The following is an 18118-nucleotide window of genomic DNA, read 5'->3' as shown; positions in this document are numbered from 1 at the left end:
ATTTCGTTTTCTTTCCCCCACAAAGTTGAATAGGAATGAGATAGCTGTTTACAGCGAAACTCATTCCATTCAACCACTGCGCTAAGAGGGCGTAGGATTTTGAATCCATACGCCCTCTTTGAGACTTTAAAGGTGAGAGACCTCGGGCTCGAACCGCTGCCCCGTTATCGCTAATATGAAGATATCCGTAAGGATACAGAGTAATCCATAAGAGTACTTTTAAGTACTGAATTATTTTCCTTCTTGGTATTCTTTTGCAATTTGCGCACCAAGTTTCGCGTTATTGTAAACAAGCTGGATGTTCGTCTTCAAGCTTTCTCCGCCTGTTAACTCAACGATTTTTGCTAATAAGAATGGTGTGCTATCTTTACCGTGAACACCTTTTTCGTCTGCTTCACGAACCGCTTGATCGATAATCGCATCAATTTTTTCATGTGGAATTTCGTGTTCAGCTGGAATTGGGTTTGTAACTAAGATACCACCTTTAAGACCAAGTAATTCAGAGTAACGAATCATTTCCGCTACTTCTTTTGCTGAGTCTACACGGCTGTTTAATTTGTACTCAGAAGTACGTGTGTAGAATGCTGGTAAGTAGTCTGTTTGATAACCTACAACTGGAACCCCTTTTGTTTCTAAATATTCAAGAGTACGTGGTAAATCAAGAATCGCTTTTGCACCAGCGCAGACAACTGTGACTGGAGTTTGTCCTAATTCATCTAAGTCTGCTGAGATATCCATTGTTTCTTCAACGCCACGGTGAACCCCACCGATACCGCCTGTTACGAATACTTTGATACCTGCTAAGTGCGCACCAATCATAGTTGTTGCTACAGTAGTTGCTCCGAGCACACCTTTTGCAAATGTTTCAGCTAAGTCACGGCGAGATACTTTTGCGACTGGTTTCTCTTTAGCTAAACGTTCTAGGTCAGCTTCCTCTAAACCAATTTTGTATTTTCCATCCATGATAGCGATTGTTGCTGGAACAGCCCCATTATCGCGGATAATCTGTTCTACCGTTTTAGCCATTTCAACGTTTTGTGGATATGGCATTCCGTGTGAAATGATCGTTGATTCTAACGCTACGACTGGTAGGTTGTTGTCTAATGCGTGTTGTACTTCCTTGCTGATTGATAATAATGGATTCATGATAAACCTCTTTCCTTTAATTAATTGTTGATATTCTTTTTCAAATGACTTAGCGTTTAAGTCTTTTCGAACGGTTTCAATAGCTTGAACTGTATAGTACGAATTTGTTAATCCATACCCAATCGACTCTTCCAAGCTTGCCCCCATAAGAGCTCCATAGAGCACTCCAGAAGAAAAGGAATCTCCTGCTCCTGTCACATCACAGACATGCTCTGCTTTTATTGGCGTAAAAGTCTTTACGACTCCTGTAGCATCTGCAAAGACACCACATTTCGTTCCTTTAGTAATCACAATATTTTCTACGCCGTCTTTTTGCCATAAAGCAGCTAATTCAGCTAGCGTATGTTCTCCGTACCTCGTTTTGGACTCATCCGCATTGACGACAATCCAAGTCACTCCTTGTAAATTGTCAGGGATTCGTTTCATCTTCGGTCCACTCACTGGAATAATGGCCAGTGGAATCTTCTCTTGACTCGTTAGCTGTATTAGCGCTTCTAATGTTTCTTGTGGAAGATTTAAATCCGCAATGACTAACGCTGCATCTTTCACCGCTTTTTCATGCGAAGAAAGCCACTCAGGCGTCATTTCCTCACAGATAGACATATCAGATAAAGCCAGACACATATCTCCTTGAAGGTCCAAAATCGCTGTATAATTCGAAGTTGTTTTTCCTTTTAATCGGTCTACAAGTGAAAAATCGATAATGCCTTCAGTCTCCTTTTCAAGCCAAGTAAAACTTTCGTCATCGCCTGCTACCGATAACATCTTAACGGGCAGCCCCAGACGACCAAGATTTTCGGCAATGTTTCTTGAAACACCACCGGCACTCAGCGACGAGACCACTGGATTACTCGTCTCAAGCACGAGATTTTCGAGCAATTGGACTTTCTTATCCACGTTCATTCCGCCGATACAAAGTACATAGGAATCTTTAAAATTCTTCTCTTCTGACATGAAACATCCCCCTTCGTATACAAAAAGGTTCGATGAATGGAGGTTGATGAAGCCTTTCCTTCATTCGGTCTTATACGCTTCATTATACGCGATAACCCCTACTCCAATCAAGCTATTCCGAAGAAAGACATAGATATTTCAAAGTTGTTCGCATTAATCGTTCGTATTTAGCGAAACAAAAAAAGGACTCGAAAACTCGAGTCCTCTGTCGTATTCTTTAGAATTATACGTGAATTGGCATACCTAATGCTAATTCAGCAGTATCCATAACTACTTCTGATAATGATGGATGTGAGTGGATTGTTAATGCGATATCTTCCGCATTCATTCCAGCTTCAACTGCTAAACCTAATTCAGCAATAATATCTGAAGCGTTCACGCCGGCAACTTGTGCACCAACGATTACATTATCTTCTTTAGTAGTGATTAAACGAACGAAACCTTCAGTAGCGTTCAATGATAATGCACGACCATTTCCTGCTAATGGGAATTTAGAAGCTTTTACTTGTAAACCAGCATCTTTAGCTTGTTGTTGAGTGTAACCAACTGAAGCAAGTTCTGGATCAGTGAAAGCAACAGATGGCATTGCACGGTAGTCAACAGCCACTGGTTTACCTGAGATTGCTTCTGCAGCAACTTTTCCTTCGTAGCTTGCTTTGTGAGCAAGAGCTGGTCCAGGAACGATATCACCGATTGCGAAGATTGATTTAACGTTTGTACGTCCTTGGTTGTCAACTTTAACTAAACCACGGTCAGTCATTTCAACACCAGCAACATCTAAACCAATTTCGTCTGTGTTAGGGCGGCGACCTACAGCAACCATTACGTAGTCAGCTTCAACAGCTTCTTCTTTGCCGTCTACTGTGTACTTAACAGTTACGCTGTCACCATTGTCAACAGCTTCTTTAGCCATTGCGTTAGTTACGATAGTAACACCTTTTTTAGCCATGTTATCTTCAACAAGTTTAACCATGTCTTTATCAAACATTGAAAGGATGCTTGGGGCACCTTCAAGGATTGTCACTTCTGAACCTAAGTTAGCGTATGCTGACCCTAGTTCTGAACCGATAACCCCACCACCGATAACAACTAATTTTTTAGGAACTTCTTTAAGACCTAAACCACCAGTTGAATCGATAACGCGTCCGCCAAATTTGAAACCTTTGATTTCGATTGGACGGCTACCTGTAGCTACGATAGCATGGTTGAAAGAATAAGTTTGAGCGCTGTCTTCAGTAACAACACGTAAAGTGTGCTCATCCACTAAGAACGCTTCCCCTTTAATAATTTCAACTTTGTTTTTCTTTAATAAGTACTCAACACCAGCAGTTAATTTCTTAACAACTTGGTTATCTTTCCATTCTTGAGTTTTAGCGAAGTCTAAAACAACTTCTTTAGCAGTCACACCAAATACTTCTGAGTGTTGTGCTTCTTGGTAATGATGTCCAGCTGAAATTAACGCTTTAGATGGAATACATCCAACGTTTAAGCAGACACCACCAAAATATTCTTTCTCGATAATCGCAACTTTTTGACCTTCTTGAGCTGCACGAATAGCTGCAACATATCCACCAGGGCCGGCACCGATTACGACTGTATCTAGTTCAATAGCGAAATCGCCTACTACCATTTTTTTCACCTCTTAAAAGTTTTCAAATAAGGAACCGACGTAAACACGTGTCTACGCCGTTCCTATCAGTTTAATGAATTAAGCTTCCATTAATAATAATTCTGGATCATTCAATAGACGTTTCAATTCGTTCATAGCTTTTTGAGCAGTTGCTCCATCCACGATACGGTGGTCAAAGCTTAATGATAATTTCATGTTACGTCCGATTACGATTTCATCGTTTTCGTTAATAACTGGTTCGCGAACGATTGTACCAACACCTAAAATCGCAACTTCAGGGTAGTTGATAACTGGAGTGAACCAACCGCCACCTACTGAACCGATGTTAGAAATTGTAATTGTTCCTTGTCCCATATCGCCTGCAGTTAATTTACCTTCATGAGCTTTTGCAGCTAATGCGTTAATTTCATCTGCGATAGCGAACATGCTCTTAGCATTCGCATCTTTGATATTTGGAACGAATAAACCTAAATCTGTATCTGTAGCGATACCGATGTTGATGTAGTTTTTGTATACAATTTCTTGAGATGCATCGTCAATAGAAGCATTCAATACTGGGAATTTCTTCATTGCTACTGCTAAAGCTTTAACAACGTAAGGTAAGAATGTTAATTTAGTACCTTGTGCAGCTGCAACATCTTTGAATTTCTTACGGTGATCCCAAAGTTTAGAAACTTCAACTTGGTCATGTAATGTAACGTGTGGTGCAGTATGTTTGCTGTTAACCATTGCTTTAGAAATTGCTTTACGCATTGGAGTTAATTTAACGCGTTCTTCACGTTCTGCTGATCCAACGAATGGTTTAGCTGGAGCTGGAGCCGCTGCTGGTGCAGATGCTTGAGCTGGTGCTGCTACTGGAGCTGGAGCTGCTGCAGGGGCTGCTACTGGTGCGCCACCGAAGTTATCGATGTCTTCACGAGTTACGCGTCCACCTTTACCAGTTGGAACTACTGCTGTAATATCAACACCTTTTTCACGTGCATATTGACGAACTGAAGGCATTGCTAATACTAATTTACCAGGGTTGCTTGCTGCTGGAACTCCAGTTGGAGCTGCAGGTGCCGCTGGAGCTACTGCAGGTGCTGCAGGTGCCGCTGGAGCTGCTGCTGCAGGTGCGTGAGAACCGCCTTCTGTTGCGATTTCAACGATTACATCACCAACGTGAGCTACTGTTCCTTCAGATACTAAAACTGCTGTAACAGTTCCAGATACTGGAGAAGGAATAGATTCTACAGATTTGTCGTTTTGTACTTCGAATAAAATATCATCTTCTTGAATTGTATCTCCGACTTTAATGTCGATTTTTACGATTTCGCCTTCTGCGATACCTTCACCGATATCAGGCATTTTAAATTGGAAAGCCATGCTTGTACATCCCTTCTTAATTTTAATAAAACTCTAAAGAGCACACTCATGCGAGAGGCTCTTTAGAATGAGAATTGTTGAATTAGAAGTTCACTGTTTCGCGAACTTTAGCTTCAATGTCGCTAGCATTTGGTAACCAGTCGTTTTCTGCTTGACCAAATGGGAAGATTGTGTCTGGAGCTGCAACACGTCCGATTGGAGCTTCTAAACTTAAGATTGCGCGTTCAGAAATTTCAGACATTACCATTGCGCCGATACCAGCTTGACGTTGTGCTTCTTGAACAACAACTACGCGACCAGTTTTTTCAACTGATGCTAAGATTGTGTCTAAGTCTAATGGAGAAACAGTACGTAAGTCGATAACTTCTACTGAGATTCCTTCTTTTTCTAAGTTTTCAGCAGCTTTAACAGCTTCACGAACCATTGCACCGTAAGTAATTACAGATATGTCTTTACCTTCACGTGTTACTGAAGCTACTCCTAGAGGAACTGTGTATTCTCCTTCTGGAACTTCTTCACGGAATGAACGGTATAATTTCATGTGTTCTAAGTAAACAACTGGATCGTTGTCACGAATAGCTGAAATTAATAATCCTTTTGCATCGTATGGGTTTGAAGGGATAACCACTTTCAAACCTGGAGATTGAGCTACTAAACCTTCTAAGTTATCTGAGTGCAATTCAGGTGTGTGTACCCCACCACCAAATGGTGAACGGAATACGATTGGCATGTTACGAGTTCCACCCATACGGTAACGTGTACGAGCTGCTTGAGCTACCACGCTATCCATTACTTCGAATACGAATCCGAAGAATTGGATTTCAGGAACTGGACGGTAACCTTCTAAAGCTAAACCGATTGCTAAACCACCGATACCAGATTCTGCTAAAGGAGTGTTGAACACGCGGTCTTCACCGAATTCATCTTGAAGCCCTTGGGTTGCACGGAAAACCCCACCGTTTTTACCAACGTCTTCCCCGAAAATTAGGACATTTTCATCACGTTTTAATTCAACAGCCAATGCATCAGTGATGGCTTGAATCATTGTCATTTGTGCCATAATTATTTATTCTCCTTTGCTTTAAAGTGTTCGATTTGTTCTTTAATAACGTTTGTTGGTTCTTCAAACATTGTTTCTAAGAAGAATGAAACTTTTTGTTTAGGTTGTTTGTCAGCCTCTTTAATTGCTTCTTTGATTTCTTCTTTAGTTGCTTCGATTACTTCGTTTTCTTTTTCTTCTGACCATAAGCCTTTAGCTGTTAGGTAGTTACGGAAACGAATTAATGGATCTTTCTTAGCCCATTCATCTTGAATTCCTTCTGGTTGGTAACGAGTAGGGTCGTCACCTGATAATGTATGAGGACCATAACGGAAGCAGATTGTTTCGATTAACACAGGACCGTTTCCAGCAACTGCGTATTCACGAGCTTTTTTAGTTACAGCATAAACTGCTAATGGGTCCATACCATCCACTTGGATACCAGGGATACCAGCAGCAACTGCTTTTTGAGCTAATGTTGGAGCAGCTGTTTGTAACTCACGGGGAGTTGAAATAGCCCAACCATTGTTTTGAATGAAGAATACTGCAGGTGCATGGTATGCACCAGCGTAGTTAATACCTTCATAGAAGTCCCCTTGTGAAGATCCTCCATCACCAGTATAAGTCACTGCAACATTTTTCTTACCACGTTTTTTAAGACCTAACGCAACACCTGCTGCTTGAACATATTGTGCACCGATAATGATTTGTGGTGGTAAAGCTTTTAATGATTCTGGGTACATGTTACCTGCAACATGTCCACGAGACCATAAAAATGCTTGTGATAATGGCAAACCGTGTTTTACTAATTGAGGTACATCACGGTAACCAGGTAAAAGAACGTCTTCTTTTTCAATAGCTTTAATTGAAGCTAATTGTGAAGCTTCTTGTCCAGCTGTTGGAGCGTAGAAACCTAAACGTCCTTGACGGTTTAATGCAGTTGAACGTTCGTGTAAAATACGAGACCATACCATATCTGTCATTAATTCAACTAATTCGTCGTCAGATAAATCTGGTACTAAGTCAGGATTTACAACTTTTCCTTCTGCGTCTAACACTTGAACCATTTCAAAGTTCGTGTTATTTGGTGTGAAAAGTGCATCGAGATTGAATTTTTTCTTCGTTGCCATACTTCTTTTTTCCCCTTTTCTATAAAAAATTGTGCTTCACAGACAAAACAGGTAGTTAAAACTGTACTATTCCCTCTGCTATCGTATAATAATTTAACAAACTTTTGTGAATTATGCAAGCAAAGAAGACTTTATAGAGCGTTTCTGTTAACTTTGTGAATAAAGTTCTATTTTGTTACGCTTTATAAAGTCTTTTTTTTATTCTTATTTGTTCAATCGTTTTTCTGTTTTCATTTATTTTCAGTAACGAAACTGTTTATTTTCACAATCAAACTGTACTAATACTCACGCGGAAACTGTACTATTATTTTAAAACAGTTTTAATTGTTTATAGAGTCTATTAGTATTTTCAAGATGCGAAACTGTAAGTCCTATCAGCCTTATCGGGCGTTCTTCCATCATTTCTTCAAACAGTTGCAGTCCGATTGAATAGATTTCATTTTTCTTATTCAAATAATCACGTAATGTAACACTCTTCGTCATTGTATTAAATTCCGAATCTCTTAACTTCAGCGTGACGGTTCTTGCAGCAAGACTTCTCTTCTTCAACAACTGTTCTAATTCTTCCGCAAACTCCTCCAAGTATCCGGTTAAAATTCCCTGGTCGGTTGTATCTTTTATTAACGTTCGTTCGGTTCCAATCGATTTTCGTTCCCTGTGAAGCGTTAGTTGGTCATTAGACTCCCCACGTACTTGCAAATACAATCGTGGGCCAAGTTTCCCAAATTTTTTTTCGAGTTCTTCTTTAGATAATAAAAAAAGATCCTCCCCCGTTAAAATGCCCGCTTGTTTCAATTTCTCAGCGCTCACTTTTCCGACGCCGTAGAAATCTTCAATAGGAATCGTTCGAATAAACTCTTTCGCATTTTCTGGTGTAATAACTGTCACTCCGGAAGGCTTATGATACCCTGATGCCATTTTCGCAAGAAACTTATTAAAGGACACCCCGACAGAACAAGTAAGTCCGACTTTCTCATAGACATCCATTTGAATCGCGTGAGCAATCATGGTCGCAGATGTCATCTCTTTCTTATTATCGGTGACGTCTAAATAGGCTTCATCAATCGAGAGTGGTTCGATTAAATCCGTGTAAGTTCGAAAGACTTCATGCACCTGAGCAGAAACTTCTTTATACAACTCATATCGCCCAGGCGTGAGGATTGCTTGCGGGCAGAGTTTCATCGCTTTTGCAGTCGGCATCGCAGAACGGACCCCAAAAGCCCTCGCCTCATAGGAGCAAGTAGACACAACCCCTCTTTGGTTTGGTTTTCCACCTACTATCACAGGCTTCCCTCTCCATTCAGGATGGTCCCTTTGTTCCACCGATGCGAAAAACGCATCCATATCCACATGTAAAATTTTTCGCATCTATCCTTCTCCATTTCGGACATCTGTTCTTATTTTATCGTTCATATAAAAAAATTCAAAAAGGAACGCTCATCAAAGAACAAAAAAAGCTAAACCATATCATTTAGCTTTCAGAATATCTATTTATTTTTATTATTCTTTTCTTGGATTTTCACATAGATGATGAAACCAATACATAGAACCGTACAACCAATCCCAATGATGTGATAATATCGCTTCCGCTCAATCCGGTCATTACTAATTCTAGTGATTCCTTCTTCGTAATGAACTCACTAACTGAGAATTCATATTGGACTCCAGCAGCTTCAACAACAGCATTCCTTAGATAAAATCCTAAAAAAGATAAAATAAATGAAGCAATATAAAATAATTTACTTTTAAATTTCATTTTCATCCTCCTATTTCTCACTTCTTTTTTCTAATTATATAGCATCCTTATTCTTTCGACAATTCAATCCTATAGAAAGCTTTTATTCTAAAGAGATATAAATTTCATGGTCTTATAAATTTTGAATCAATTAGAGTCTCCAATCAATCGGCGTTTGACCTGTTTCTTGTAGAAATTTATTAATTTGACTAAATGGCTTACTTCCAAAAAATCCGCGGTATGAGGATAATGGACTTGGATGTGGCGCCTTTAAAATCAAATGATTCGGATTGGTAATCAGCTTTTCTTTCGATTGTGCTGGTTTCCCCCACAATACAAATACAATTGGATGGTCACTTTGATTTAGAGAAGAAATAACAGCATCGGTAAAAGTTTCCCACCCTTGACCACGATGGCTATTCGCCTCGTGTGCACGAACCGTCAATACTGTGTTCAAAAGCAATACGCCTTGCTTTGCCCAAGCGGTTAAATCCCCACTTTTTGCAACTGGAATACCTAAGTCACTTTCAAGTTCCTTATAAATATTCAGTAATGATGGTGGCAAGGCGATTCCTTTTTGTACCGAAAAGCTAAGGCCATGTGCTTGGCCGTCACCATGATAAGGATCTTGTCCAAGAATCACCACTTTCACGTTATCAAACGGTGTGAGTTCAAGTGCTTTGAAGACATTTTCTGCAGCTGGAAACACTTTATGATGATTTCGCTCGCTCTGTTCAAATGAACGTACTGCATGGAAATACTCTTTTTCCTTCTCCCCACCAATGACATCATGCCATGTTGTCATAGAGTTTCCTCTTTTCTCTCGTAGATTTCAAACGTATGTGGATAGATATTTTTCTCGTCCACTTCTCCTTCGTGAGATTTCACCTTGATAAAATCGTCCCACGGAAAATCAGTTGGAAAATACGTATCCCCTTCAAATGTATGATGGATTCGTGTGCAATATAGCAGTTCTACATAGTCTTTTAGAAGACGGTAGACTTCGGCACCGCCACACACATAAATATCCTCGTGTTTGGCATCTTCAATAATTTCTTTTACATCTGTCACGACTTCAGCCCCTGGCACTTCATAATCGTCACTTCTTGTTAAAAGAATAGTTCGACGTCCTGGAAGCAAGCGACTCCCCATCCCTTCGAACGTTTTACGTCCCATGAGAATGGTTTGTCCCATCGTTACTTCTTTAAAGAATTTCAAATCATTCGGCAATCGCCAAGGAAGCTTGTTGTCTTTTCCAACAAGTCCTTGTTCATCTTGAGCCCAAATATAAATTAACATCTGTCTCCTCCACCATTACACGGCAATCGGTGCTTTAATCGTTGGATGCGGATTGTATCCTTCTACAATCACATCATCAACATCGATCTCAAACATTGATTTTTCAGGATGTTTTAATACAAGTGTTGGTAATTCTCTTTCTTCGCGCGCTAATTGTGTTTCTACTTGTTCCATATGGTTTAAGTAAATATGAGCATCGCCTAATGTATGAACGAATTCACCGACTTCTAATCCTACTTCGTTTGCGATTAAGTGAGTTAATAATGCGTAACTTGCGATATTGAAAGGCACTCCTAAGAACACATCTGCACTACGTTGGTATAATTGGCAGCTTAATTTACCGTCAGCCACATAGAATTGGAACATTGTGTGACATGGAGGAAGCGCCATGCTAGGCACATCTTCTGGATTCCATGCTGAAACAATCATACGACGTGAATCTGGAGAATTCTTCAATAAGTTGAGTAAGTCTGCGATTTGGTCAATCGTTTCACCCTTTGTAGTTTTCCAGTGACGCCATTGTGAACCGTAAATATTACCAAGTTCCCCGAATTCAGCCGCAAACGCATCATCCGTTAAAATTTTCTCACAGAAGTCTTTCTTCACTTCTTGGTATACTTCGTTAAACGCTTCGTCTTGTAAGCAGCGACGTCCAAAGTCTGTCATATCTGGACCAGTGTATTTTGGAGAAGAAACATAACGCTCAAACGCCCATTCATCCCAAATGTGGTTGTTATGTTCTAATAAATATTTGATATTAGTATCTCCGTGTAAGAACCATAGCAACTCGCTCTTAATTAAACCGAACGCCACACGTTTTGTTGTTAAAAGTGGAAATCCTTTTTGCAAATCAAAACGCATTTGGTATCCGAACACACTCTTTGTACCTGTCCCAGTACGGTCTGTTTTTGTTGTTCCTTCTTCTAAAATCTTTCTTAGTAAATCTTTATATTGTTTCGTCATATCGGTTCCTTTCTTTAATTCCCTGCTAGCTCTGCTAAATATTCCCAACGTTCGTAAGCCGCACTTGCTGCTTCTTCCGTCTTGTCTAATTCCTCTTGTAATTCTTGTAGTTTGGCAAAATCTTGTGCATGGACACTCATTTCCTCTTGCAAGAATTCTAGTTTCTCTTCGAGTTCTTGAATGGTCGCTTCTATCGTCTCCCATTCTTTCTTCTCTTGATACGTCATCTTCTTAGCCGAAGCTGCTTTTGGCACCTCCACTTTTGGCGCTTCTGCCTTAGGAGTTTCCACCGCAACTTTTGCTAGTGATTTTTCTTGTTCTAAATACTCACTCATCGATCCGTAGAATAGTTCTGTTTGCCCTTCGCCTCGGATGACAAATAATTGGTCGACCGTCTTATCTAAGAAGTAACGGTCATGGGATACGATAAGAACTGCTCCATTAAACGACTCTAAGAAATCTTCGAGTACGGTTAATGTATCGATATCCAAATCGTTCGTTGGTTCGTCTAATAATAACACATTTGGTTTTGTCATTAATAAGCGAAGTAAGTAGAGTCGTCTTCTCTCTCCACCAGACAATGTATGGATATACGCTCCATGTAAATGTCTTGGGAATAAGAAAGTTTCGAGTAATTCTGAAACGGATGCTACTTCTCCATTTTTACGTTTGATTTCTTCCGCTTCTTCTCGTAAATATTGGATCAGCTGTTTATCCATTGGAATATCTTCATCTTGTTGTTTATAGTACGCGATTCGAACGGTCTCACCGACAACAAATTGACCACTATCAAATGGTATCTGTCCGGCAATGGCATTTAAGAAGGTTGATTTCCCAACGCCATTCACCCCAGCAATACCGATGCGTGCTTGACTTTGAATAATCCAATCCAGATTCTTCACGATAGATTGCCCATTAATCGAAAGAGAGGCATCTTCCAGTTGAAAAACGCGTTTTCCAATACGAGCTTGGTCAAACTCCATCACTAGCTTCTCTTGAGAAGTCGTTTGCTTCACATCTTTTTCTAATGCTTCAAAACGATGAATACGGGCTTGTTGCTTTGTTGAACGAGCCTGTGCTCCTTGACGCATCCATTCTAATTCACTTAAGTATAACCGTTTTTGTTTCTGCGACATGCGTGCAGCAATTTGTTCTCGTTGACTTCGTTGCTCTAAGTACGACTCGTAATTTCCTTCGTACGCTTCGATTCTACCGTTCACGAGTTCAAACATATGCGTTACCGCACGTTCTAAGAAATAACGGTCATGAGTAACGAGCATCATCGCACCTTTATAATTGGCTAAATACCCTTCTAACCATTCGATGGCTTCTAAGTCTAAGTGGTTTGTTGGTTCATCGAGCAATAATAAGTCCGGTTCTTCCATCAATACTTTTGCAAGACCCACACGCTTCTTCTGACCACCAGAGAGTGTGCCCACTTTTTTCTGGATATCCGTTAATCCCATCTTTTGAAGAATCGTCTTGATTTGAACTTCCACTTGCCATCCATCGATTTCATTCATCTTTTGTTCTAAGGCGCTGTATCGTTTCGCAAGACTTTCCGACGTTGGATTTTCTCGTAATTGTTCCACCACTTCTTCAAAGTCATGAACGACTTTTAACGTTGGGTGGTCGCCTTTATATAAAGCTTCAAAAATCGTATCTTCGTCCTCTAATTCTGGTTGCTGAGATAAGTATCCAATTCTGAAATCGTTAGACGTTGTAATATCGCCCGATTCTGCAAAATCAACTCCTGCAAGAATAGATAATAATGTACTCTTACCAGTCCCATTTTGACCGATTAAGCCTACGTGTTCTCCTTCGTTAATAATAAAGGACACGTCTTCTAATAATGATTTCGCACCATAAGATTTTTTCAAATGATCGACTCTAAAATCTTTCATGCAAACTCCTTTCAAGTCTCTTAATATAACCCTTGAATTTTCCCATTGTCATCAACACTAATTCCAAGTGCTGCTGGAATTTTAGGAAGTCCCGGCATTGTTAAAACTGTTCCCGTTAACGCTACAATAAATCCAGCACCGAGTTTAGGGACGAAATAACGAATCGTAATATCGAAATCTGTTGGTCGTCCTTTTAATTTCGCATTATCTGAGAATGAGTATGGCGTTTTGGCAATACACACATTCAGATGGTTCCATCCCTGTTTTTCGAATTCCTTCAATTGTGTAAGTGCTTCGTCTGAATAATGAATATTTGTAGCACCATAAATGTTCTTGGCAATAGTTTCAACTTTTTCACGAATCGTCGCATTCATATCATACGTTGCTTGGAAAGTCAATTCCGTATCACATAAATGGACCACTTTCTCTGCTAGCGCCAACCCGCCTTGACTTCCATGTTCCCACACACTCGTAAGAACACAATCCACACCCATCTCATGGCATAATTCCATAAAGAGGACTTGTTCATCTTTTGTATCTGTTAAAAATTCATTTAAGGCTACAACGATTGGTAAACCATAAGTTTGTAAGTTTTCAATATGTTTTCGTACATTTTTGAAACCTTCACGAATCGCCTCGAGATTTTCACCAATTGCGAGTTCATCGAGCGAAACACCACCATGCATTTTCGTCGAACGAATGGTCGCTACAAGTACAACTGCATCTGGATTTTTTCCAAGAACAGGAACTTTAATATCGAGGAATTTCTGCGCACCAAGGTCAGCCCCGAACCCCGCTTCGGTCACTACATAATCTGCAAGTGTCAATGCCATTCTCGTCGCCACCACACTATTACAGCCGTGTGCGATATTAGCAAATGGCCCCCCATGAACAATGGCCGGTGTATGTTCCAATGTCTGCACAAGGTTAGGCTTCATCGCCTCTTTGAGTAATGCAGTAATTGCTCCCTCCGCACCTAAATCAAACACAGTAACGGGTTCGCCTGATTGGGTATACGCCACGAGAATGTTTGAAACGCGTCGTTGCAAGTCGCTTAAATCACTCGCCAAGCAAAGTACCGCCATCATTTCCGTTGCGACGGTAATATCAAACCCGTCTTTGCGAGGCACTCCATTAATCGGACCACCTAGCCCAATTTCAATTTGGCGTAACGCACGGTCATTCAAATCGAGCGCTCGTTTCCACACAATGCGGTTAGCATCTATATCTAGTTCATTTCCTTGGTGAATATGATTATCGATAATGGCAGATAACAAATTTGTCGCCGTCGTTAAGGCATGCATATCTCCTGTAAAATGCAAATTGATTTCTTCCATAGGAACCACTTGTGCATAACCGCCACCTGTAGCTCCCCCTTTGAGTCCAAGAGTTGGTCCTAGAGATGGTTCACGAAGTGCAATGACTGTTTTCTTCCCAATAGCTTTTAGTGCGTCCCCAAGCCCAACTGTTACAGTAGACTTTCCTTCTCCAGCAGGAGTCGGATTCATCGATGTCACTAAAATGAGTTTTCCAAATTTCTCTGGATTATGAAACTCATTTTTATCAATCTTTGCCTTGTATTTTCCATATGGTTCGATGTCATCAGGAGTCAATTGAAGTTTTTCGGCAATCACCGTGATAGGTTGCATTTGGTTTTCTTGTGCAATTTGAATATCTGTTTTCATGACGTCACCTCGCTGTATGTATATTCGTTTTATTATACCATAATTTGAAGCAAAAAAAGAACAGTAGCTTGATACTACTGCTCTGCTCCATTTTGAATATTATTTTTAAAGACATAATACGCAATCATGAGTGGGACCATCGAACCAAACCATGCCATTGGATTTGCAACTGTTGCTCCAACAAATCCGTATATATTGGAAAGAATCACTGCTGCTACAGAACGCATGATAAGTTCCATAATTCCAGCCAAGGTCGGCGTGAATGTTTTTCCAACCCCTTGTAAGGTATAACGGTAAATAAATAATAATGAAAGAAAACTATATGTTGTCCCGTTTGTAAGGAAGAATAGTCGTCCTAATTCAACGACTTCTTCATGCCCTTCTCCAACGAATGCGCGAATAAGAAGTGGACTAAAGAGATTTAAAATAATCCCAATTCCAATCGCAAAGGTTAGCGATAACTTGATACATTCACGAACACCCAGCCAAATACGATCATATTTCTTCGCACCATAGTTTTGGGCAGAATAGGTAGCCATGGTAACTCCAAATGACATCATTGGAAGAATCGCTAACTGATCAATCTTTTGTGCTGCAGTGTGTGCCGCAACCGAAGTCGGTCCTAATTGATTTAACGCGATTTGGACCATAATCGTTCCGATGGCAATAATCGAAGCTTGAAAAGCCATTGGAAATGAAATACGACAATGTTCTCGAATATCTTTCTGTGTCGCTACTAAATCCTCTTTCGTTAAGCGCAACACTGGAATCTTCTTCCAAATATAAACGACGCAGGCAATAGCTGAGAAGATTTGAGAAAGAACCGTTGCATATCCTGCTCCCTCAACTCCCATTCCAAAAGCAGCGATAAAGACGATATCCAAAATAATATTCATCACACACGCCATTACTAGAAAATATAAAGGAGTTTTCGCATCTCCAATTGATCGGAAAATATTCGATAGTAAATTATAAGCCATTGAGGAGAAAATACCGCCAAAGATGACGATTAAATAATCATAAGCTCCATCAATAATCTCGGATGGTGTCTGCATGATTTCTAGAATCTGTCGACAGAAAATCATACTCAATGCGGTTAATACAATCGCCACAGCAATCGAAATTAAAATGGAAACATAAAAGTTATGTTTAACGCCCTTATAATCCTTGGCACCAAACCGTTGCGCTAATGGAATCGCAAGACCAGCCGTTAACCCTGTCGCAAACCCGATGATTAAAAAGACAATACTTCCAGTAGACCCAACCGCAGCTAACGCATGCACACCAATGGTACGACCTACGATAAAGGTATCCGCCATATTGTATAATTGTTGGAACAAATTTCCGATTAACAGTGGAATGGTAAAATTCCAAATCAATTTTAGTGGTTTCCCACTCGTCATATCTTTAGCCATCAGACACCCTCCTCTTCAAAAAATTAGCAAGTAACAGTATAAAACATTCCAACTTAAATGAACAGGGGTTTGAAAAAATTTCTTTTAAGAAAATAGCTTCTATGCTAAAATAGGACTGAAAAGAGGCGAATCCTATGGCAGATTTTGATAAAAATAGAATTGCAAAAATGCAACAATACTTAACCGATGTAACAGACCCTGAATTTAAAGGGAGCGCCACCGACAAAACTGTCGCTATGGCCGAATTATTTAATTACTATCATTCGGATTGGAAAGCAGATGCGAGTCACTTTGTCGATCAAAACTTAGAACTCTTCGACGATGAAAAAATGCAAATGCTCTTTCGAAACTCAAACGCGGGCCGCAAATCCCCACATACCATCATCCGACAAGAATCAAAAAGTAAGTACAAGAGACCTATGAGACCTGGAGAAGACTAGGCAGAAAGACAGAAGACAAGAAAAACCTCACAGTGTGAGGTTTTTCTGCTTCGTAGTCTTTCGCCCGCAAAGTTTATTAGACTTTCTTGAATCGCGAGCGATGAAAAGAAAGTCAATAAACCCCTGCGCGATGTGAGCCGCCTTACCCCACTACATCCAACTCACCCCCCTAAATGCACCTCGAAAATTATCATATATGATAATTTCACCATACGTATTTATCTGACAGAATTTATTTTATTGCACAAAAAAATCCCCACATCTGTGGGGATTTTGTCTTATCTAATACCCAACGCAATTCTTGCATAACGTGACATTCTATCTGGGCTCCATGCTGGATACCAAACTAATTTCACATCAATAGTTTTCACTTCTTCAATCTCTGCTAACGCACGATGAATCTCATCTGTAATAATATCCGCTAGCGGGCAACCCATTGTCGTCAGCGTCATATCCACTTGGCAATGCCCTTCTTCATTCAAGTCTACTCGATAAATCAATCCAAGATTTACAATATCAATTCCAAGCTCTGGGTCAATTACTGTTTCTAACGCTTCTAAAATCTTCTCTTGCATTACTTCTGCAGCATTTTTATTTTCTTCTGTCATCTTCTACTCTCCTATTGAAATACTCTTTGGAAAAAGTCAGCAACATCTTCAAACACTTGATGTGGCACAATATGCCCTTGACCTGGTGTTTCATGCCACTCTACATTTTTCGCATATGGTTCGTCTTTAATGGTTTCATAAAATTCTTTATTCAATTCATATGGTACTTTATCATCTGCAGTTCCATGCCATAAGAATAACGGACGTCCATTAATACGTTCCGGATGTTTCGCAAGCGCCATTGCATCTAAGAAGGCTTTGTTCTTTTCAATTTCTGCTTCTAGCGCGTCACATTGCTCCTGTGTAGCTCCTGTCATCCAAACCGATGAAATCGTCCATTTAGCAAAACGAGCAGGATCCGCATTCCCCATTAAACTCGCTGCTGCTGTAATATCGGGATATTGATTGAACAACGCGTATGTTGAAATACCACCCATACTTAAACCAGATACACCAAATTTCGCTTCGTCTAAAAGCCCGCGTTGTCTCATTTCTTCTTTTATAATAGGAAGTTCTTTAATATTATTGGCTACAATTTCCCAGATTTCGCCGCCAATTAGATGCACACCACGGTCTCCGTGTAAGAGTTGGTCTGGTAAAATCGCGCGCATTCCACGCTTGGCTAGTTCGACTCCAATGGTTACCACACGGTCTTTGCTACCTGTCCAACCATGATAAAATACAACAATTGGGATTGCTTTGTCTTTTAATGATGCATCCACTACTTCAGCATATGGAACACCATTTACTTCACGATAATCAATTTGAATCATAACTTCCTCTTTCTTATTTAATCAAAAATATG

16 protein-coding genes and 1 pseudogene are annotated in these 18118 nt (G+C 40.1%); 1 reads left to right on the top strand and 16 read right to left on the bottom strand.

Annotated features, from left to right (window positions below):
- Positions 1-231 precede the first annotated feature (231 nt).
- The 14 genes and pseudogenes from Q0594_RS02085 to Q0594_RS02020 form a co-directional block, all read right to left on the bottom strand.
- Positions 232-1146 (bottom strand): pseudouridine-5'-phosphate glycosidase, encoded by a 915-nt coding sequence (locus Q0594_RS02085; RefSeq protein ID WP_298729382.1) that lies wholly within the window; start codon positions 1144-1146, stop codon positions 232-234.
- Positions 1147-1281: 135 nt separating this feature from the next.
- A pseudogene (locus Q0594_RS02080) lies at positions 1282-2049 on the bottom strand (carbohydrate kinase family protein); the annotation flags it as partial.
- Positions 2050-2323: 274 nt separating this feature from the next.
- Positions 2324-3730 (bottom strand): dihydrolipoyl dehydrogenase, encoded by a 1407-nt coding sequence (lpdA, locus tag Q0594_RS02075; protein WP_298729381.1) that lies wholly within the window; start codon positions 3728-3730, stop codon positions 2324-2326.
- Positions 3731-3808: 78 nt separating this feature from the next.
- Positions 3809-5095, bottom strand: coding sequence for a dihydrolipoamide acetyltransferase family protein (locus Q0594_RS02070; RefSeq protein ID WP_298729380.1), 1287 nt, complete (start codon positions 5093-5095; stop codon positions 3809-3811).
- Positions 5096-5177: 82 nt separating this feature from the next.
- Positions 5178-6155, bottom strand: coding sequence for an alpha-ketoacid dehydrogenase subunit beta (locus tag Q0594_RS02065; protein WP_298729379.1), 978 nt, complete (start codon positions 6153-6155; stop codon positions 5178-5180).
- 2 nt (positions 6156-6157) lie between these two features.
- The gene (pdhA, locus tag Q0594_RS02060; RefSeq protein WP_298729378.1) at positions 6158-7264 is read right to left on the bottom strand and encodes a pyruvate dehydrogenase (acetyl-transferring) E1 component subunit alpha; all 1107 of its coding nucleotides are present in this window, start codon (positions 7262-7264) and stop codon (positions 6158-6160) included.
- Between the two features lie 309 nt (positions 7265-7573).
- Positions 7574-8632 carry a DNA polymerase IV gene (dinB, locus tag Q0594_RS02055; protein WP_298729377.1) on the bottom strand — a complete coding sequence of 353 codons (1059 nt, stop codon included), beginning with the start codon at positions 8630-8632 and terminating at the stop codon, positions 7574-7576.
- Positions 8633-8783: 151 nt separating this feature from the next.
- Positions 8784-9020: a hypothetical protein gene (locus Q0594_RS02050; RefSeq protein ID WP_298729376.1), complete on the bottom strand. Its 237-nt coding sequence runs from the start codon at positions 9018-9020 to the stop codon at positions 8784-8786.
- A gap of 130 nt (positions 9021-9150) precedes the next feature.
- Positions 9151-9804, bottom strand: coding sequence for a uracil-DNA glycosylase (ung, locus tag Q0594_RS02045; protein WP_298729375.1), 654 nt, complete (start codon positions 9802-9804; stop codon positions 9151-9153).
- On the bottom strand, positions 9801-10298 hold the full coding sequence (locus Q0594_RS02040) for a dihydrofolate reductase (RefSeq protein WP_298729374.1): 498 nt from the start codon (positions 10296-10298) through the stop codon (positions 9801-9803). The genes ung and Q0594_RS02040 overlap by 4 nt, the downstream gene beginning before the upstream one ends.
- A 15-nt stretch (positions 10299-10313) precedes the next feature.
- Positions 10314-11261, bottom strand: coding sequence for a thymidylate synthase (locus tag Q0594_RS02035; RefSeq protein ID WP_298729373.1), 948 nt, complete (start codon positions 11259-11261; stop codon positions 10314-10316).
- A 14-nt stretch (positions 11262-11275) separates the two neighbouring features.
- Entirely contained in the window at positions 11276-13165 is a 1890-nt protein-coding gene (locus Q0594_RS02030) for an ABC-F family ATP-binding cassette domain-containing protein (protein ID WP_298729372.1), read from the bottom strand.
- Between the two features lie 20 nt (positions 13166-13185).
- Complete coding sequence (locus Q0594_RS02025; RefSeq protein WP_298729371.1) at positions 13186-14850, bottom strand: formate--tetrahydrofolate ligase; 1665 nt, start codon at positions 14848-14850, stop codon at positions 13186-13188.
- 74 nt (positions 14851-14924) lie between these two features.
- Positions 14925-16265, bottom strand: a complete 1341-nt coding sequence (locus Q0594_RS02020) for an MATE family efflux transporter (protein WP_298729370.1) — start codon at positions 16263-16265, stop codon at positions 14925-14927.
- A gap of 134 nt (positions 16266-16399) precedes the next feature.
- Here Q0594_RS02020 and Q0594_RS02015 point away from each other — a divergent pair, with 134 nt between their 5' ends.
- Complete coding sequence (locus tag Q0594_RS02015; protein ID WP_298729369.1) at positions 16400-16705, top strand: dTDP-glucose 4,6-dehydratase; 306 nt, start codon at positions 16400-16402, stop codon at positions 16703-16705.
- 278 nt (positions 16706-16983) lie between these two features.
- On the opposite strand, the gene Q0594_RS02010 is transcribed toward Q0594_RS02015, so the two are convergent.
- Both Q0594_RS02010 and Q0594_RS02005 read right to left on the bottom strand, forming a co-directional pair.
- Positions 16984-17313: a metal-sulfur cluster assembly factor gene (locus tag Q0594_RS02010; protein WP_048710843.1), complete on the bottom strand. Its 330-nt coding sequence runs from the start codon at positions 17311-17313 to the stop codon at positions 16984-16986.
- A gap of 11 nt (positions 17314-17324) precedes the next feature.
- Positions 17325-18086 (bottom strand): prolyl oligopeptidase family serine peptidase, encoded by a 762-nt coding sequence (locus Q0594_RS02005; protein ID WP_298729368.1) that lies wholly within the window; start codon positions 18084-18086, stop codon positions 17325-17327.
- Positions 18087-18118 lie beyond the last annotated feature (32 nt).

This window comes from uncultured Granulicatella sp. (assembly GCF_938030755.1).
Lineage (GTDB): Bacteria > Bacillota > Bacilli > Lactobacillales > Aerococcaceae > Granulicatella.
This window is presented reverse-complemented; position numbering and strand designations above follow the sequence as displayed.